Source organism: Streptomyces sp. TLI_146, from assembly GCF_002846415.1.
Taxonomy (GTDB): Bacteria; Actinomycetota; Actinomycetes; order Streptomycetales; family Streptomycetaceae; genus Streptomyces.
The window spans coordinates 337,119-353,900 of the sequence record NZ_PJMX01000001.1; the positions used below are offsets into that span (position 1 = coordinate 337,119).

Genomic DNA, 16,782 nt, shown 5'->3' on the forward strand with positions numbered 1-16,782 from the left:
GCGAGGAGGCGGCCCCGCCGTGTATCTCTCCACCATCGACCGGCCGTCGCACGGCGGCGCGGGCCCCGGCCGCCGCGGCACGCTCACGGCCGTCGGCGCGAACGTCCTGGCGCTCGGCACGGTGAGTCTGCTCACCGACATCTCCTCGGAGATGGTCACGGCGGTGCTGCCGCTCTACTTCGTCCTCACCCTGCACCTCGGCCCGGCCGCGTACGGCGTGATGGACGGCCTCTACACCGGGGCGACCGCCCTGCTGCGGCTGGTCGGCGGCTATACGGCGGACCGGTTCCGCACCCGCAAGGCCGTCGCGGCGGTCGGCTACGGCATGTCGGCGCTGGCCAAACTGGGCCTGATCGCGGCCGGGAGCGTCCCGGCGCTCGGCGCCGTCCTCGTCGCTGACCGCGCCGGCAAGGGCCTGCGCACCGCGCCCCGCGACGCGCTGATCACCCTTTCGGTGCCCGAGCCGCTGCTCGGCCGGGCTTTCGGGGTGCACCGGGCGATGGACAGCGCGGGGGCGTTCGCCGGGCCGCTGGTCGCGCTCGCCGTACTGTCCGCGGCGGGCACGACGACATCGCGGGCGTTCTCCGCGCTCTTCCTCACCAGCTTCTGCATCGCGGCAGCGGCCCTGCTGGTACTCGCGGTCTTCACCCGCGACCGGACGCAACACCACCCCTCCCCGGCCGCCGCCCCCTCACCGCGCGCCGCTCTCGGGCTGCTGCGCGGCGGCGACACCCGACGCCTGCTGTACGTGGCCACCGCGCTGGGCCTGAGCACGGTCGGGGACGGCTTCGTCTATCTGGTGCTGCTGCGGCGCCAGGGCTTCGCCACCGGCTGGTTCCCCTGGCTGGCGGTCGGCACCAGCCTGGTCTACCTCGTCCTCGCCCCGGCGTTCGGCGCGCTCGCCGACCGATATGGGCGAGCGGTGCTGCTGCGCTGGGGCTTTCTGGCGCTCGGCGGGGTGTACCTGCTGCTCGGCAGCCCCCTGTCCGGCACCGCGGTGACCGTGGCCTGCCTCTGCCTGTACGGGGCGTTCTACGCGGCCACGGACGGCGTCCTGATGGCGCTCGCCGCCCCTGCCTTCCCCGAGGCGCTGCGCACCACCGGCCTCGCCTGCGTCCAGAGCGCCCAGGCGCTCGCCTACTTCACCTCGTCCGTGGCCTTCGGCCTCGCCTGGGCCGCCTGGGGCCCGGCGACCGCGTCCCGGTGCGCCGCGGCCGCGGTGGCGGTGGCCGTCGGCGTCACGATCATGGCCCTGCGGGGCCACCGTACGAAGGAGGCCGTCCGATGACCGCCCGGACCACCTGGCTCACCCACCTCTCCCGCTCGCCCCGACGGCGTCTCGTCAGCGCGTCCGTCGGCTTCACGGCGCTGACCGTGCTGGCCGGATCGGCCATCGTGGCAGCCCGTCCGGACACCACGGCCGAGGCGGCCGGACAGGGCACGGTCTCGCTCCTCCCGGTGTCGCCGTCCGTCCAGGAGGGGCCGCAGGTCGCGGCGTTGAGCACCGCGTCCGACGCCCACGGCAGAGTGATGACGCAGTCGGCGGGAACGTCCACAACCGTCGCCCCTCTGACCTGCGCACGCTTCCACGCCGCAGCCGGCACCGGGCTGTGTCTGCGCCTGGACGGCAACTTGACGACCTATCAGCTCACGGTGCTGGACGCCCGGCTCCGGGTGCGTGACGAGATCCCGCTGGTGGGTGTGCCCAACCGGGCGCGTGTCTCGCCCAGCGGGCATCTGGTGGCCTGGACGGTGTTCGTCACCGGCGACTCCTACAACGGCGGGCGCTTCTCCACCCGGGTCGGCATCCTCGACACCCGCACCGACACGCTCGTCCCCACCCTGGAGGACTGGGCGGTCACCGTGGCGGACCGCCCGTACCACGCGAAGGACCTCAACTTCTGGGGTGTCACCTTCGCCCCGGACGACCGCCACTTCTACGCCACCATGTCCACGGCGGGCCACCGCTATCTGGTGCGCGGAGACCTGGCCACGCACCGGCTGACCACCGTGCGCGACGGTGTGGAGTGCCCCTCGCTGTCCCCCGACGGCACCCGTATCGCCTTCAAGGCCGCCCGCGACGGCGACCCCCGGCACGGCTGGCGCCTTTCGGTGCTCGACCTCGCCACTGGCCGGGTCACCCCGCTCGCCGAGGAGCACAGCGTCGACGACCAGGCGGTGTGGCTCGACTCCCGCACGCCCGCCTACGCCCTGCGCCGCGGCCGGGACCACGCCGACGTATGGCGAACTCCGGCCGACGGAACGGGCCGCCCGCGCATCCTGCTCCCGGACGCGGAGTCCCCGGCGGTGCTCACCGCGCCCTGAGGCGCGCGGCGGCCGCCGTCGGTCACAAGTCGTGCACCGCCGTACGAGCGGCGAAGGCGAAGGCCAGGACCGACTCCCGGAAGGGGGCGTAGCACCAGTCGACCTGGGGCGCGCGGGCCGTACCGCGGCTGGTGACCCAGCCGGCGAGCACGCCCGTACCAACGGTCAACGACGAGATCCACAGGGCGGAGTCAGCCACGCCCGGGACTCTTCCCCGGCGCCCACCACGACTCGGCGGCGGGCCGGCCTCACGCGGCCCCGCCGTCGACCCGCAGTTGGACGACGGGAGGACGAACGGATCCCGCGCGCCCCGCGGCCGGGTTCAACGTGAGGTCGAGGGTGAGTGTGACCCGCATGGATAATCCGCCGACAGGCTGAAGGACATCACATCGCCGCCCGGTCCGACCTGGCCGAAGGGCACGGTCGTCTGGACGCTGGCGGTCAGGCTCCACCTTCCCTTGAAGTACCAGTGTGTCTCCCCGGCCCGGGCCTGTCCGCTCTCCTCCCGCCAGCCCTGCCGGACCAGAGCGGTGAACACCTCGTCCGGTACGACCCCTCGCCGGACCTCGGCTGACGGAGACTGCCGTTCCCCTCCCCCGCACGCGCCCCGGCCTCTACGCTGAACCACGTGTCCACCGCACCCGCGCCGCCGCCCGGCGGGCCTCCGCCACCGGGCCGATGGCAACGGCTGCGGGCACACTGGGCCGACCGGCACGCCCTGCCCCGCTTCGCCTTCTGGCTGCTCAGCCGCGGCACCGTCGTGCTCGGGGGCTGCGGAGCGCTGTACGGGCTCAACGGGTTCCTGATCGGCTGGGCAAATGCCTACGACGTGATGACCGGCATCACGTCACCCGCGGCCGTTCAGCCTCAATGGTGCGCGTGGCCCTTGTCCTTGACCGGCTGGGTTGCCATCCCCGCCATCGTCGGGGCCGCGGCAGGCTACGTCATCACCGAGCAGGTCCAGGCCCACCACGCCCGCGAACTGGAGGACGTCCTCGCCGAACTGCGCCGTCTGGCCGAACCGCCCCCTGCCCCCTCCCGGGGCGGCTCGTGATCACGTTGCACGACGTCTACGAGCAGGGCAACGACGCGGTCAAGGCCGCAGTCCAGTCCTTCGGCGCCCGTCACTCCCGCAGTCCAGGCGTGCCGGACATCGAGCCGGACTGGAAGGAGGCCGAAAGGCACTTCACCAACATCATCGAGACGATCATGGGATCCGCCGCGCCTCCCCCGCCTGGCAGCGCGGACGGGCCCGTACGGCGAGCGGAAAACGCAGCCATCGGCTTCCTGCTGGCGGCCAGAGTCCGGGGAGACTATCGCTGCCCTATCTGCGCCAAGCGGCAAGGAGCCGCTCGGAATCCCCCGCCTACCCTGGAGATGTGATGACGGAACGGGAGCGAGAACACCATGCAGCTGCTCTGCGTGGGCTGCTGTATCTTGCCTGCCCCGACGCCTCCGGAACCGCCATCAGCGAAACCGCAGACGCTATCGCACAGCACACACAGGAAACACCTCACACACCAGTCCCCGAAGCCTGGCACCTCGGGCCTGCGTATCGGATCACTGGCCCACTGAACCTCAAGGGTGCGGACCTGAGCGACGCGGACCTGAGCGGCGCTGTCCTGCGCCGTGCGGACCTGCGCGACACGAACATGCGCGGCGCGAACATGCACCACGCCGACCTAGAGGACGCGCTCCTGGACGGCGCAGACCTGCTCGACGCGGACCTCAGTGGTGCGGTCCTGCGCCATGCGCTCATGAACAGAGCGGACCTGAGCGGCGCAGACCTGAGCGGCGCAGACCTGGACAGCGCGGTCCTGGTCGGTGCGACGCTGCATCGTGCCGACCTGCGCGGCGCGATCCTCGAAACCGTGATGCACATGACGCTTCCGCTTGGCGCGACCTGGGATTCACACACACGTTGGCCACACGGCTTGGCAACGCGTGCCGCCGAAGAGTCCGACGAAGTGGCTCCAGGTGTCTACCGGGTGCGCGACGAGGGGATTCTGAACCGGGCGAATCCCGTACGCGTGTAAGGCACACCGCAACTTGAATGAGCGTCAGCGCCATGAGCGGGTCGGCCTGGACGCTGTCCCCCCGTCCCGCTTCACGGCGATCGCCCTACAGGGACGCGGGGCCGTATGCCCTGCCTTCGCCGATACGTCCCGCGTTGATGATCTGAGCAGTCATGCCGACCTACCGGGGCCCGTAGGTCATCAGCGAGCTGTGGGAGCCGCCCGCGATCCGCCGGGCACCCCGCGCCAGCTCCGCACCGTAGATGCGCTCGGCCGCGAGCTGCCCCATGCAGTTCACGGCCGCCACCACCAACTCTGTCTCGCCCGCCATGAACTGGCCCCAGCGACGGCGCGCCGCACCGCTGGATCCTCGCGGAGGACTTCGGGATACCCGCGCCGGCGAGGCACCGCTCGACCGCCCCCGTGTACAACGAGGACGGGCGGACAGGGCGGGCGGCCCGGCTGCCCGGCAGCAGGAGCACGCCCCCCCACTTTCCAGCTCGGCCATCGCCTCGACCGCCCCACCCCTTTTGGTCCTGCCCCGGTAAAGAGCAAGGGCTGCGCCGCCTCCGCAACCACCTTGATCCCGGCTGGATTCGTGGCTGCCACTACCTGTCGACGGCGCCGGTCACGTCCTGCCACTTGTCCAGGTCGGCGATCCGGGCCTCCAGGGCCGGGCGCATGCCTGCAGCGCTGGAGGCGCCAAGGGCCAGGCGCAGCGGAGGGTTGGGGCTGTCGACGGCGGTGCGGATACCTGCGGCGATCCGCGCTGCGGCGGAGAACGCGGACGCCGGCAGCTCCGCGATGCCCTTCTGGACCTCGCGGACGCTGTGGTCGTAGTCGCCCAGGCCGGCTGCGACATCGAGGTTGGCCAGGAAGGGGGTCGCGGTCATCCCGGGCTGGATGATCGTCACCTTGATGCCGAGCGGTGCGACCTCGGCCGCGAGCGCGTCCGAGAGCCCCTCGACCGCGTACTTGGTGGCGGCCAGCAGACCCACGCCGGGGTGGGCGCACTGTCCGTAGAGCGACGAGCCCTGGAGGATGTGCCCGGCCCGCTGGGCGCGGAGCACCGGCAGCGTTGCGCGGAGCACGTTGAGCACTCCGAAGACGTTGGTGTCGAACACGGCGCGGACTTGTGCGTCGGAGGCCTCCTCGACGGCTCCGAACAGTCCGTATCCCGCGTTGTTGGCGACGACGTCGATGCGGCCGAACCGTGCGAGCGTGCCGTCCACCGCGCCCCGGACGGCGCGCTCGTCGCGTACGTCCACCTGGAGGAGGAGCAGCCGGTCGCCGTGCTCTTGCGCCACTTCGGCCAGGGAAGAGGTGTCGCGGGCAAGTGCCGCAACGCTTTCGCCGTTCTCCAGTGCCTGGAGGGTCAGTTCTCGACCGATGCCGGACGTCGCGCCGGTGATCAGCCACGTGCGGAGGTGGGTCTGGTGGTTGAATGTCTCACTCATGTTGCGACCGTACTCAGTTAGCTCGCAACGCGTCAACTGGGATCGACCGATAAGTTGCCCACTAGCTGCATTAGCGCATCCCCTGCTGCTGTAGAGTGGGCGGATGAGCACCTCAGCAGCCAGATCCCCCAAACCCAGCCCGCGCACCCTCACGCCGACGCCGGAGACCGTTCTCTCGTTCGTGAACACGCGCGCGGACGGATCGGGCCGCCAAGAGGTGTTCGGGGACGGGGACTCGTTCGCGGCATGGCTGGCGGAGCACGCCGAATTGGGCGGAGAGACCGTGGCCACCGACGCTGACGCCGCGGTCGCGCGCGAGCTGCGCGATGCCCTGGTAACCCTGCTGCTCGCACACTCGGGCGATGAGGAAAGCCTGGGTGAACCACTACTGCGAGCCGAGCGGCACCTGCGACGTGCGGGGTCGCTTTACCCGCTTGCGACGGCGATCACGGCGGACGGTGCAGAGCTGGCCTCGCCACAGGCGGGGGTGCCGCGCGTGTTCGGAACCGTGCTGGCCGCTGTGACGATGTTGGCGCAGAGCAGCGACTGGGGGCGCATCAAGGCATGCCGCAACCCCCCCTGCCATTTCGGCTTCTTCGACCGCACCCGCAATGGCGCAGGACTGTACTGCAGTACTGGCTGCGGCTCTCAGGTGTCCATGCGCAAACACCGCCAGCGGCAGCACCGTGGCGGTGACACACCGCCCGCCCCCTGAGCCTCCTTTGGGCGCGGTTCCTCCGCAGGGGATGCGTTGAGCTGATGGCTGTGGTGATGGCCGAAATGACCGCGAATGCCACGGTGGCGTCGAGGCGAGAGCCGGAGGCTGAATGGGTAGTCGACGAGGAGGTGTCGTCGCCGTACGCGGGGGCGGAGCGGCAGGTGGTGGGAGCGCCGGCCGTGCCCAGGTGGCGGCCGGGGAGGACGTCCTGTCGCGGGGGTACCAGGACATTCTGGAGGTCATCGCGGACGCGCCGGGGCCAGTGCGGGCCAAGCAGGTCGTCCCGAGGATCGGGCTTCCCGTCCCGGTGCATGATCCACCGCAGCAGGTAGGTGTTGACGCGGTCGACTGCGGGCGTCAGCTCGGTGTGGTGGAAGGCCCCGTAGCAGGCCCCCCGCAGAGCGGCTCCGAAGGGCCAGACCTTCATCGCCCGTACAGGCACCGCTTGATCAGCGCACTCCATCACCCACACGTCCTCCACGCCGCCGATCCGCCCGGCTCTGAGGCACGATCGACAGGGTGTTGAAATCCGGATGATGCGAAAGGGGCAGGGGCACTAGCGTGCACGTATGGATCTTGAACCTGGAAAGACCGTGTCTGCCGTTGCCGTTCCTCTCGATGCCGAACTTCAGGTCGCTTATGACGCCTACCTGGCGGAGAAACCGGACTTGGCGCCGATGAGCCCCGAGAAGCTGTCGGTGATCCGCGCGGAGGACGACGCCGCAGTGGCAGCGCTCGAGGACCTCAGCCATGGCGGGCGCTTCACTGTCTTGCAGCCTTCGGTGCCCGGCCTGGACGGCGCCCCCGAGATACCGCTGCTGGTGTGCACACCCTCCGGCGCGCCCGCATCGCGGCCGGCGCTCTACTTCATACACGGCGGCGGCTTCTACTGCGGCGATCACCGCACCGGGCTCGACCAGATCCTCGAGACGGCCGAGCAGTTCGGGGCCACACTTATCTCGGTCGGCTACCGGCTCGCGCCCGAGCACCCCTACCCCGCCCAGATCAACGACGCTTACGCCGGTCTGCTGTGGGTCGCCGACCACGCGGACGAGCTCGGCATCGACTCGGAGCGCATCGTCGTCACGGGCTTCAGCGCCGGCGGCGGCCTCAGCGCCGCGCTGGCCTTGACCGTGCGCGACAAGGGCGGCCCCCGCCTGCTCGGCCAGCTGCTGATGGCCCCGCTGCTCGACGACCGCAACAACAGCGCCTCGGCCCTGCAGATGGACGACGTCGAACTCTACGATCGCAGCCGGAACGGGTTCGCCTGGGGCTCGCTGCTCGGCGACCTCCAGGGCGGATCTGACGTGCCGCAGTACGCCGCACCCGCCCGCGCCACTGACCTGGCCGGCCTGCCGCCCACATTCCTCGACGTCGGCTCCGCCGAGTGCCTGCGCGATGAGATCCTCGCCTACACCGACCGGATCTGGCAGGCCGGCGGCGAAGCCGAGCTGCACGTGTGGCCCGGCGGAATCCACGGTTTCGACCGCAAAGCCCCCGAGGCGCGGATCAGCAAGGCCGCTGTCGCGGCACGCCGCAACTGGCTGGAGCACCTTCTCGCCACCAACTGACGACCTCCTCCGACGCAGGGTCCAAGCCGCTGATGTCGTGCGGCATCGCCGCTTGGATCGCGGGGGTCTGGCTCGGCCGGTATCGGCGCGGTAGAGGTCGTCTGCGACGACATTCCGCCTGATCGGCGGGGGCCCTTCAGCCGCACAGAGCGTCGGCCGGCCAGCGCCCCGTACCCAGCCTGCCGCCCCGGGTACCTCTGCCCCGGCTACCGCGCGGGACAGAGGTACCGGCGAGCCAATCACGTCTGTCTACGCGCCTCGAGTGGGAAGCCCCCGGGCCGACGGCACGGCGATGTCAACCGCCTCCGGAGAGGCTCCCTCCAACCGGAAGTCCACCACTCGCCCACCTGATGCGAACTGCGGCCGCAGGAAAACCACCGATCCCGGCAGAGCCGCCAGCACCTCCCGCACCGCCCTCGGGTGAAGGGCCGTGACCGGGCTTGGCCGCCGCCGGCCTGTGGTCCGTCATGCTCCGATCATGTCATGGCAGCTGCACCCAGCGGCTTACGGTCACGGTGACGATGGCCGACCGCCTTGCCCTGGCGTACCTCTCAGTCGGCTGGACGCGCGTTCGGCGGCGGGTGTCTGATCGTGAAGCTGCCCCCGGAAGTGGACCTCTGTAACGCCGAGCTGGACCGGACCGTGCGCTACGGGTGCATCTCCCAACAGGACGATCCCTGGCTGCGGTGGATCCTGAAGGAGGCAGCGCAGACGGCCGAACGCTCCCCGCAGTTCGTGGCCTGATGGTGCCGCACGGCGGCGCCGATCCGCCGGTTTCGACCAGGCCCGTGGATCATCGGGGGCGGGTGTCAACAGCGTTGTTCGGCCTTGAGTTTGAGCACTACAAGCCGGACGGTGGCTCCTTCGACATGGTCGGGCGCCATGCCACCGCCGATGTTGAAGAGGATGGCGTACATCGCCTTGGGGTTACCGGGCACGGCCGTCCACACCGTTCCCATCAACTGCGCGTCCTCCTCCAGCGTGCCCGTGCCGTCGACGGGACGGCGGTACGCAGCCTTCACCTCGGCGAAGGTCGAGCCGGTGCCGATCCCCTCGGGCGTGCGCACGTTGTCGGCGGTGAGCGAGGAGATGCCGAGCCTGCCCGACCAGCCGACCGTGATGCCACTGGACCCGGTGTCCGACATGCAGGCGCCCACCGTTTCCTTGCGGCGCTTCCATTCCCCCGTCGCCTCCGCCTGGTCGAGCGTCATGCCGAGCTTGAACGGACCGAGGCCCTCGGGTCCCAGCGTCCGTGCGTTCCCGCCACCGGCCGGATCGGCGGGACCCGCCGAGCCGCCCCCGATCGCGATGTCGCAGCCGCTCATCGCGACCGCGGCCAAGCATGCGGGCGCAGCCGCGCCCAGCGCGCGCCCCATGCGTCTGTACATGCCATCCCCCAGGTGAACTGGGCGGAGTCTAGATCAATCAGCCGTGCGCGGCACTCGACTTCGCACGGTCGTGCAGGATCCGCACGCGCGCCGTGAGTTCCTGCCGGTGCGGGTCCGCGATCTTGACTTTGGCCGCGCTGATGGTTCCCTCGGCGGGATCCGCCTCAACGCGGGCGCGGTCACCGGCGACTTCCCCGCAGAGCCCCGCCGGCCAATGCGTCTACTGGCCTACGGAGGAGTCGTCGAAGGGAGCACCCATCACTCCCGAGGACTGGCAGAAGGCGATGGCCCCCGTGCTCACCTTGATCTTGCAGACCTCGATGTAGGCGTTGCCGATGTAACCGCCCGGCGCGGCGTACGTCGTCCACGTCGCGGTGTCCTGGCCCGACAGGATGGTCCGCATCCGCCATACGATGTGGCCGTTGTCACCGTTGGTAATGAGCCGGGCGCCGATGGCGTAGCCGTCGGGGGCGTCGTCCTGGACACTGATCGTGACGGGGTCCAGTGCTTGAGGCGCATGGATCCCCTAGGAAAAGACCTCACCCAGGCTGTCCCCGGACCACTGACCGATGCATGCCTAGAGAGCCGAGATGGAGGCCGGTGCGCGTTCGGCGCGGCTCAGGGCGCGCAGCACATCAGTCGCTCCATGGCGGCGCAGTGCGATCCGTGACAGCAGGTCCACGACTGTCTCAACCGCCAGGGCCGGGAACTCCGGTGTGGGCAGCCCGACACTGCACGCGAGGTCGTCGGAGTGGACGATGAGCTCCAGGGTCCGGCTGGTGACGAAGTCGTCGAGACTGATCGACCACGGTCCCCAGGTCGGGCGGCGGACGCGTCGATCCGGCGCGGCCGGCAAGGTGCCGCGCAGCTCGTCGACGCACGTGGCGACCCGCGCGGCCAGTGCGGCGGGACCATCGGCCGCCTCGTCCTCTCCGCCGGATCGGATGCCCTGATTGAACGGCGTGTCGATGTCCGAGCCTATCCAACTCACCCGCCTGTAGTACTCGTGGATCGAGATGGTGGGCTCGGAAGGTTCTGGCTCAGCCAGCACTGCGGGAATGAAGAAGACCTGCCCGGCCAGGTGGCCCGCCAGCCCACGGACACTGAGCTTCGCCAGCGCGGAGGGCTGGTGCCAGCCGCCCGCGACCGCCGGCTCAGCCAGCAGCCTCCCCGCTGATTCCGCCACGCTCAGGTAGAGCTCCCTGACCTGTGTCACCTTCTCATCCTCCTGTCGTCAGCAATCGCTCCACCCGTCAACATCGCGAACAGGTGAAGCATTCCGGACACAACTCGCCTGGTCCCGTACGGACGATGTACTGGTCCAGGCCCCGCCGGGAGGGCGAATCCCGCAGATTGAGCACGACTCGATACGCGCCCCCGGCGTCGCGGTCAACCCGACGGCGGCGCGCGGGTCGGTGCGTGGAGACATGACCGTCTCCGCACCACCTTTCAGACTGCTGGAGGATGTTCCACCGCACGTGCCTCTCGTGGCTTTGGAGGGCTGCGATGCGCCGTTCGACTTCGCTTTGACTGCAGGGCGCTTGAGGGAACTCGCGGGCATTGGTGGTGATCATCCGCAGTTCGCGGATCGCGGCGAGGGTCCGGTAGCCCGACCATCGGGTGCCGTCGAAGCCGTAGGTATCGGCGAAGGCCTGGTCGTGCGGCTGGTCGTGCCCAAAACGCCTGCAGCGGATCTCGACGGTGACCAGGTCCCACTCCGGTTGGCGGCGCGCCACCGTGTCCCATCCACAACGGAGGTCAGGCCCTCCCGACTGAGCGTTTGGTCCGGTGATTCGCGCTTGGTTCAGGGTCAGGTTCAGCGGCAGTTGGGGGTGGCTTGGCCGGTGAGTCTGCGGGCCACGGGGTCGGTCATCGCGAGGTGGGTCATGGCTTCGGAGCGGTGCGGGCGAGTTTCGTAGTCGCGGGCGAGAGGTCGGTGGTGCATGAGCCAGCCGATGCCGCGTTCGACGGTCCGGCGGCGCGGGTTGATCGTGAACCCGCGGGCGCTGGACGGGGTGGACATCGATGCCGAGGGAGCCCCGTGGTCGATGGCGGTGGCGCGGTAGCCGGCATCCACCCACGCCTTCGTGACCCGCGGGTGGGCGGCGGCGATGCGGGAGAGCAGGGTGGCACCAGCCACGGTGCCGCGGCGCGGGTAGCGCTTGACCAGCGCATAGAAGCCACGGAGGAGTTGGAGCGACGCGAGGCACTCGCGCTGGAGCGGCTCGTTGAACTGCGCGGCGAGAGCGGCCGGACGGTGCGGCCCCACCCGGTCCCAGCAACGAGCTCGGCGACCGACTCCCCGCGATGCTGAGCCGGGATACCGCAGAGCGCACGGTACGCCATGACGGCACGAGCCGCCCTGCTCTTCACCCCGTACGGACCTGGCGGAGCGCCTTCATGCGATGGTGGAGCCCTGGCGGATCGGTCGCGTCCGCCCTCACCCCTATGACGACCGATTGGATCGCGGAAGCCCAACGTACTGCCCAGGGACCGTGCTTTGAGGAGCTCAGCGGCCTTCCCTACTGCGGATGTCACGTTCTCCCACCGGGGCGGCGGGGCAGATCGCCGCGTCCAGTTCGTCGACCAGGCCGGCACGTCCGCGACCATCGTGCGCTACCGCGACTGGTGGCAGGCCGACGCCGTGAAATGCCGGGGCCCAGAGACCTGTGGGACGAAGTCGTAGCAGCATTCACCTGGTACGCGGCACACGACCGGCCCCCAGCCCCCCCATCACGGAAATCGGCCTGACCGTGGCCCCAGCAGGACAACACGCCTGGTACGGCACCCCAGACCATCTTGTGAACACCGGCCGCACATGAGGACCGCAGCCGTAGGGCTACACCCTTCGCCAGAGACGGACACTGCAAGGAGGCGGCCGGGTGCCCTGGTGTGCTTCTGGGCTGGCCCAGCGGCCCGCACCACGATTGGCCGTCGCTCATCAGGGGGTGGTGGCCGGTGGGACGTAGAAGTCGGTGGTGGCCGTCGTCATCACCGCGGCGGTTTCGGCAGGCGTGCCGTATGCCTCGTTCGCCCTGCCCCAGGCCTGGCTGCTGGCGGCCAGGTACGTCCGTGCTTCCGCGGACTCGCTCCACGCCTGCGTCGCCTCGCGGTCGAAGGCTTCGCCCTGGACGAGGTACCACCCCAAGCTGACCAAACCCAGGTCCCAGCCGACACCGGTCGCTCCAGGACCGAAGGTCTTCCAGAACGTCGGGTCGGTCATGACCGTGACGTGCTCCAGCTCGAAGACGGTGCGCTGCCCACCTTGGGGGGTCAGACGCACCTCGACCTCGCTGAGATCGCCCTCGTTCGGCTGCCCGAAGATCCAGCTGACCCGCAGCAGACGGGGCGGCTCGCAGCGCAGCACCTCGCCGCCCGCATTGCCCTCCAGCTGGTACCGACCGCCCGGCCTCAGCTCGCCGCTTACCGGCAGGAACCAGCGCCCCAGTCGCTCCGCGTCGGTGCACGCCTCCCAGACGTCGTCGACGGCGGCGTCGTAGGTGCGACGCATGATGATGCTGCGCGCTGTCCCGCTCGGGGTCTCGGTGTCCCGCACCTGACGGTGCATGGCGTTGATCTGGTCAACGATGTCAGTCATCGGAACTCTCCTCGTTGTCAGCTCCGGCAGAGCACTGCCGTATGTCTCCACCCCCTCGTGTGCCGTTCTGCAACCGGCGGGACCGCCTGCCGCGGGTCAGCTCCGTGCCTAGGGCATCCAAGCGCTGTTCCCAAAACCGCGGAGGGCCCAGCCAGACGTCCACCTCACGTAGTGGAGCCGCGCTGCACCCACACGGACATCAGCGCTCATCTACAGCTGCCACGGCGGATTGTCGCTGCCGGGGGCGATGATGTCGTCGCGAGCGTGCAGGGGCCGCAAAGTAGCTGAACCCGACATGTACTCCTCGGGATGGTAGCGGAGGATCTTGCTGTCCAGATAGTAGTCGTGATATCCCCGGGTCATCGCATTGTAGTTCTCGACCAACCCGGCCGCCTCGGCGAATTCACCATCGTCGACGCACTCGAATTTCAACTGCGCAACAGCGGCCTCGCTTGCGGCCTGGTACTGGTTCATCAGTCCGTCCAATATGTCATCAACGAGGGCGATGCTCCGCGTGACGGAGCATCGCAGGTGCCTGACCCCGATCACGACCGCGTTGTGCGGATATCCCATCGCGATCTCCTTGTCCGCCGACCAGATGTCGTTGTGCAGACCACCCCACTGTGAACTGAGCCGCCGGGCGTCGGCCAGCCCGGGCAGTGCCCTGATTTCCGGGCGGACATCGATCCCGTTGAGACGTTCGGCCAGCTGCAGGAAGGCGATGCAGTTGAAGCTCCAGGCTCGGTGGTCCAGATACTCTGCGAGCGACATTCCGGTCTTCGCCCGACGCACTTCGGTGACATACGAGCCGATCCATCTTTCGTTGTCCAACGCGAACATCTCGATCCAGCCGGAGGACTGGCTCTCATTGAGACGCTCGATCAAATCGGCCCAGGCCCGAGTGATAGAGCCTCCGCCGAATCCCCGGCGAAGCCGGGTGGCATCGAGAAGGTCCTGCGCGAACACAGCCACGGTATCGGTGTCGTGCTCGGTGATGGCATCGTCGAAGATGTCGTCGATGACGAAGGTACACGCCATGTACTGGTTGCCCAGCACCATCATCTCCCGATCACACCAAGGGTAGAAGAAGCCGGTACAGACCTGGGGGCGCGTGCGTAGCAGATGGTTACGCATCTCCCCTCGCAGCGCCCCAAATGAATCAAGCCACTCAAGGGTCTCGCCTTGCACGTCCTCGGCATGCGGGTTCATGCCGTAGCGCGGAAACGGCATGTAGAAGTCGGGAAGCTCATAGCTGAAAGAATGGCGTGTTTCGGACATGAAAGAACTCCTCGGCGATGTTGTGCGCCAAAGACCGGACAACTGCCGGATGGCATCATTCCCACACGCCGCGCCTTGATACCCCCAACGACCGCTGAAACGGCCATGTTGGCTGGCTCTGACGTTGTCACTGATGCGACGAAGGGGCGGGACCGCCCGCTCCCGCCGGGTGCGCAAGATACTCGGCACAGGCGACGGGCCCGCACCCCAGAACCGTCCAGCACCCCTGCTCCCGACACCCCGTGAAAATCACGACCACCGAGACCATGAGCCACCCCGGGACCATTGCCCCTCACCATCCGAGGGCCAGGACAGCTTCAGCCACCAGTACAGCTCGGACCCCAGCAAGCCCGAGGACACCTTCCAGATCGGCAGCATCTGCTTCCGCTGCCAGAACTACCTGCCGCAGTGGGCCCGGATCTCGCTCACCATCACCGACCGCCGCATCCCCGAGACCGTCGCGCAGGGCCAGGAGAGCTTCTGGCCGAGCGTGACCGTGGAGAACACCGGCCTGGAGCGGACCGGCACACAGACCGTCACCGTCCGCGCCGCCCCGCAGGGGATGTGGTTCACCGAACCCCGGCTGTACTGGGGGCGCAACGGCGCGCCACAGAACTACTCAACCCTGGGCGAGCTGTCGGCAGACCGCACCACCCTGACAGCACGGATTCCCCTGAACCTCAACCCCGGTGAATTCGCGACCCTCTGGGCACCGCTTCAGGTCGGAGCGGACGCGCCGACCGGCCTAGCCCATGTGGCATTCGAAGCGGGAGCGGCACGCGGGGCAGCCATACCAGGGGTCACGCCGAAGAAGTAGCACACGAGGTGGGGCCTTCCACCCGCGGAAGGCCCCACGAGGAAACGCCGGTGGGCCCACTGGTGGCTGACAGGAGGCCGCCACTGCGCCTCGGCGGTGCTCTTCGCCGCCGGACACGCCATGAGCGGTAGCGCCATGGGTGCTACTTCTCTGGCCTGCGGTTTCCTCCGGGGTCTCGCAATGTGTCGGGCGTTGGTCTCACCCCTGAGTCAGGTTCCCTGAGCTGTGGTCCGCCGGACCCGGTAGCCCCAACGTGTGAGTGACCGCACGACCGTCTCGGCGCCAATGGGGTTGGCACTGTGCACGAAGACCGTTCCGATGCGGAACGGCTGTCCGGTGAAGGCGGCTTCTTCCATGAGGGTCACCACGGGCAGAATACTGTCCTCGCCACCGAGATCGTGGTCGAGCCAGAGTTCGTTGATAAAGCTGTCGCGGTGGTCTTGCAGGAGCTGGATTCCCTCGCTGCTGGTACGGGCGATCCGTGTCGCCCGGGGCAGCGGACGGAGGTCGTCAATGCCCAGGATGACAGGCGCTGGTATCGGCTGGTCTTCTTTCACCTCACCATCATCACAATCCATCGGAGGCAGGCGGCGCGAGGAGGGCAGCGACCGCACCATCGTTGGCTTCGCGGATGTCACGAAGTTCCATTCCATCGCCCGCAGCGGCTCCACGATCCCGATGTGCATGGTCTTGACCCCGTGGCGGCGCTCACCCGGATCGCGAGGTTGACGAAGCCGCAGCAGATGATCCGACAGTGCCAGAAGCGGCGAACTCTCCCGCGGTGTCGCGGTAGTGGGAGATGCCTGCGATGTCGGTGGTCGCTGGGGAGGCGGTTCGGGTGAGGGCCGCGACGGGCGAACCCCGGGAGTTCTACGCGTCGGTCGTGCACTGCACCGCGAGGTCGTCGATACGTACAGTCCTCGATGTCCCGTCGTACGAGCTGATCACGGCCTCGACGAATACGTTGGTGTTGCCACGCGGTGACCATGCCGAGGTGTCGACGGCCTGGTATGAGGAGTTCGCGTTGAGCCAGGGCACGGTCTCCCCCAGTTTGTTGCCGTTCGCATCCCACACCCTGAGGGCGAACTGCACACCGTTCTGCGGCCAGACATAGATACGGGCCGCGCAGGTGGAGTTCCACGAAATACCGTTGAGCGCGGCCCAGGTCCCTTCGCGAGCCCACCCCTGACGTGCGTAGAGCCAACCGTTGTTCTGGCCCCAGTGGGCGGTCGCGGTGTTGACTTCGAAACCCGCGCGGGCATCGTCCCCAGTGAGGTGGTCCCACTTGTCGAGCTGGCTGCCCTCGAATCCGTTCGAGAACACGAGCACTCCGGCGTGCGCGGGAGTCGACAGCGCCAGGACGGCCGCCGGCACCACACCGGCGGCGAGCCATCTGGTCAGACGCCGGGCACGGCTGCCGACGGTACGTCGGGGGTCTACATCTTGGCGACGTATTCTCATGTGTTCCCTCCTAGGGTCGCCGTCCAGGCTCGCAGCCCCCATCCGCCCCACCAATCCCCAAAGTTGGGGATTGCGAGACGGGGCGCCGAGCATTCCGTGCCACCGAGTGGGATGGCCAACGGATGCCCATGCGTGCGGTGTACGGCCGCCTTCT

General features: G+C 68.9%; 20 protein-coding genes and 1 pseudogene. 9 read left to right on the plus strand and 12 right to left on the minus strand.

Features of this window, described 5'->3' with window-relative positions; translation table 11 throughout:
- Positions 1-19 precede the first annotated feature (19 nt).
- Both BX283_RS01505 and BX283_RS01510 read left to right on the plus strand, forming a co-directional pair.
- Complete coding sequence (locus tag BX283_RS01505; protein ID WP_101385870.1) at positions 20-1,288, plus strand: MFS transporter; 1,269 nt, start codon at positions 20-22, stop codon at positions 1,286-1,288.
- A complete protein-coding gene (locus BX283_RS01510; protein ID WP_101385871.1) occupies positions 1,285-2,325 on the plus strand; it encodes a hypothetical protein in 1,041 nt (346 codons plus the stop codon). The genes BX283_RS01505 and BX283_RS01510 overlap by 4 nt, the downstream gene beginning before the upstream one ends.
- A 22-nt stretch (positions 2,326-2,347) precedes the next feature.
- Here BX283_RS01510 and BX283_RS40360 read toward each other — a convergent pair whose 3' ends face one another.
- Positions 2,348-2,524: a hypothetical protein gene (locus BX283_RS40360; RefSeq protein WP_180356948.1), complete on the minus strand. Its 177-nt coding sequence runs from the start codon at positions 2,522-2,524 to the stop codon at positions 2,348-2,350.
- A 429-nt stretch (positions 2,525-2,953) separates the two neighbouring features.
- Here BX283_RS40360 and BX283_RS01515 point away from each other — a divergent pair, with 429 nt between their 5' ends.
- From BX283_RS01515 to BX283_RS01520, 3 genes are read left to right on the plus strand one after another with little or no spacing between them, the layout of a single operon-like run.
- Positions 2,954-3,379, plus strand: a complete 426-nt coding sequence (locus BX283_RS01515) for a DUF6313 family protein (RefSeq protein WP_101385872.1) — start codon at positions 2,954-2,956, stop codon at positions 3,377-3,379.
- Entirely contained in the window at positions 3,376-3,708 is a 333-nt protein-coding gene (locus tag BX283_RS39930) for a hypothetical protein (RefSeq protein ID WP_143676338.1), read from the plus strand. The genes BX283_RS01515 and BX283_RS39930 overlap by 4 nt, the downstream gene beginning before the upstream one ends.
- Positions 3,708-4,361: a pentapeptide repeat-containing protein gene (locus BX283_RS01520; RefSeq protein WP_101392075.1), complete on the plus strand. Its 654-nt coding sequence runs from the start codon at positions 3,708-3,710 to the stop codon at positions 4,359-4,361. The genes BX283_RS39930 and BX283_RS01520 overlap by 1 nt, the downstream gene beginning before the upstream one ends.
- Before the next feature lie 160 nt (positions 4,362-4,521).
- Here the strand turns inward: BX283_RS01520 and BX283_RS40365 are convergent, their stop codons facing one another.
- Together BX283_RS40365 and BX283_RS01525 are read right to left on the minus strand one after the other, a co-directional pair.
- Positions 4,522-4,671, minus strand: a complete 150-nt coding sequence (locus BX283_RS40365) for a hypothetical protein (protein ID WP_180357005.1) — start codon at positions 4,669-4,671, stop codon at positions 4,522-4,524.
- Positions 4,672-4,948: 277 nt separating this feature from the next.
- Positions 4,949-5,797, minus strand: a complete 849-nt coding sequence (locus tag BX283_RS01525; RefSeq protein ID WP_101385873.1) for an SDR family NAD(P)-dependent oxidoreductase — start codon at positions 5,795-5,797, stop codon at positions 4,949-4,951.
- A gap of 103 nt (positions 5,798-5,900) precedes the next feature.
- On the opposite strand from BX283_RS01525, the gene BX283_RS01530 reads away from it, so the two are divergent.
- The 3 genes from BX283_RS01530 to BX283_RS40370 all read left to right on the plus strand — a co-directional run bounded on the left by BX283_RS01530 (position 5,901) and on the right by BX283_RS40370 (position 8,830).
- A complete protein-coding gene (locus BX283_RS01530) occupies positions 5,901-6,512 on the plus strand; it encodes a CGNR zinc finger domain-containing protein (protein WP_101385874.1) in 612 nt (203 codons plus the stop codon).
- Between the two features lie 572 nt (positions 6,513-7,084).
- On the plus strand, positions 7,085-8,086 hold the full coding sequence (locus BX283_RS01540) for an alpha/beta hydrolase (RefSeq protein ID WP_101385876.1): 1,002 nt from the start codon (positions 7,085-7,087) through the stop codon (positions 8,084-8,086).
- A gap of 591 nt (positions 8,087-8,677) precedes the next feature.
- Positions 8,678-8,830: a hypothetical protein gene (locus BX283_RS40370; protein ID WP_180357006.1), complete on the plus strand. Its 153-nt coding sequence runs from the start codon at positions 8,678-8,680 to the stop codon at positions 8,828-8,830.
- Positions 8,831-8,895: 65 nt separating this feature from the next.
- On the opposite strand, the gene BX283_RS01545 is transcribed toward BX283_RS40370, so the two are convergent.
- The 7 genes and pseudogenes from BX283_RS01545 to BX283_RS01580 form a co-directional block, all read right to left on the minus strand.
- Complete coding sequence (locus BX283_RS01545) at positions 8,896-9,462, minus strand: hypothetical protein (protein ID WP_101385877.1); 567 nt, start codon at positions 9,460-9,462, stop codon at positions 8,896-8,898.
- Positions 9,463-9,694: 232 nt separating this feature from the next.
- A complete protein-coding gene (locus BX283_RS01550) occupies positions 9,695-9,877 on the minus strand; it encodes a hypothetical protein (protein WP_101385878.1) in 183 nt (60 codons plus the stop codon).
- A 174-nt stretch (positions 9,878-10,051) separates the two neighbouring features.
- Positions 10,052-10,690 (minus strand): maleylpyruvate isomerase N-terminal domain-containing protein, encoded by a 639-nt coding sequence (locus BX283_RS01555; RefSeq protein WP_101385879.1) that lies wholly within the window; start codon positions 10,688-10,690, stop codon positions 10,052-10,054.
- Between the two features lie 37 nt (positions 10,691-10,727).
- Positions 10,728-11,210 carry a hypothetical protein gene (locus BX283_RS01560; RefSeq protein ID WP_101385880.1) on the minus strand — a complete coding sequence of 161 codons (483 nt, stop codon included), beginning with the start codon at positions 11,208-11,210 and terminating at the stop codon, positions 10,728-10,730.
- Positions 11,211-11,290: 80 nt separating this feature from the next.
- Positions 11,291-11,608, minus strand: a pseudogene (locus BX283_RS01565) (IS5/IS1182 family transposase); the annotation flags it as partial.
- 807 nt (positions 11,609-12,415) lie between these two features.
- The gene (locus BX283_RS01570; RefSeq protein ID WP_101385882.1) at positions 12,416-13,072 is read right to left on the minus strand and encodes an SRPBCC family protein; all 657 of its coding nucleotides are present in this window, start codon (positions 13,070-13,072) and stop codon (positions 12,416-12,418) included.
- Positions 13,073-13,282: 210 nt separating this feature from the next.
- Complete coding sequence (locus BX283_RS01580) at positions 13,283-14,350, minus strand: hypothetical protein (RefSeq protein ID WP_101385883.1); 1,068 nt, start codon at positions 14,348-14,350, stop codon at positions 13,283-13,285.
- A 133-nt stretch (positions 14,351-14,483) separates the two neighbouring features.
- On the opposite strand from BX283_RS01580, the gene BX283_RS01585 reads away from it, so the two are divergent.
- Complete coding sequence (locus tag BX283_RS01585) at positions 14,484-15,167, plus strand: hypothetical protein (protein WP_143676339.1); 684 nt, start codon at positions 14,484-14,486, stop codon at positions 15,165-15,167.
- 209 nt (positions 15,168-15,376) lie between these two features.
- On the opposite strand, the gene BX283_RS01590 is transcribed toward BX283_RS01585, so the two are convergent.
- Positions 15,377-15,853 (minus strand): cyclic-phosphate processing receiver domain-containing protein, encoded by a 477-nt coding sequence (locus BX283_RS01590; protein ID WP_257581708.1) that lies wholly within the window; start codon positions 15,851-15,853, stop codon positions 15,377-15,379.
- A gap of 184 nt (positions 15,854-16,037) precedes the next feature.
- The gene (locus BX283_RS01595; protein WP_143676340.1) at positions 16,038-16,628 is read right to left on the minus strand and encodes a hypothetical protein; all 591 of its coding nucleotides are present in this window, start codon (positions 16,626-16,628) and stop codon (positions 16,038-16,040) included.
- Positions 16,629-16,782 lie beyond the last annotated feature (154 nt).

Bases quoted from the DNA above. Each gene is read 5' to 3' on its own strand.
- BX283_RS01590 (WP_257581708.1), bottom strand. From the start codon at position 15,853: ATGCACATCGGGATCGTGGAGCCGCTGCGGGCGATGGAATGGAACTTC.
- BX283_RS01520 (WP_101392075.1), top strand. From the start codon at position 3,708: ATGACGGAACGGGAGCGAGAACACCATGCAGCTGCTCTGCGTGGGCTG.
- BX283_RS01570 (WP_101385882.1), bottom strand. From the start codon at position 13,072: ATGACTGACATCGTTGACCAGATCAACGCCATGCACCGTCAGGTGCGG.
- BX283_RS40365 (WP_180357005.1), bottom strand. From the start codon at position 4,671: ATGGCGGGCGAGACAGAGTTGGTGGTGGCGGCCGTGAACTGCATGGGG.
- BX283_RS01595 (WP_143676340.1), bottom strand. From the start codon at position 16,628: ATGAGAATACGTCGCCAAGATGTAGACCCCCGACGTACCGTCGGCAGC.
- BX283_RS01580 (WP_101385883.1), bottom strand. From the start codon at position 14,350: ATGTCCGAAACACGCCATTCTTTCAGCTATGAGCTTCCCGACTTCTAC.
- BX283_RS01525 (WP_101385873.1), bottom strand. From the start codon at position 5,797: ATGAGTGAGACATTCAACCACCAGACCCACCTCCGCACGTGGCTGATC.
- BX283_RS01540 (WP_101385876.1), top strand. From the start codon at position 7,085: ATGGATCTTGAACCTGGAAAGACCGTGTCTGCCGTTGCCGTTCCTCTC.
- BX283_RS01545 (WP_101385877.1), bottom strand. From the start codon at position 9,462: ATGGGGCGCGCGCTGGGCGCGGCTGCGCCCGCATGCTTGGCCGCGGTC.
- BX283_RS01585 (WP_143676339.1), top strand. From the start codon at position 14,484: ATGCGACGAAGGGGCGGGACCGCCCGCTCCCGCCGGGTGCGCAAGATA.
- BX283_RS01510 (WP_101385871.1), top strand. From the start codon at position 1,285: ATGACCGCCCGGACCACCTGGCTCACCCACCTCTCCCGCTCGCCCCGA.
- BX283_RS01530 (WP_101385874.1), top strand. From the start codon at position 5,901: ATGAGCACCTCAGCAGCCAGATCCCCCAAACCCAGCCCGCGCACCCTC.
- BX283_RS01550 (WP_101385878.1), bottom strand. From the start codon at position 9,877: ATGCGGACCATCCTGTCGGGCCAGGACACCGCGACGTGGACGACGTAC.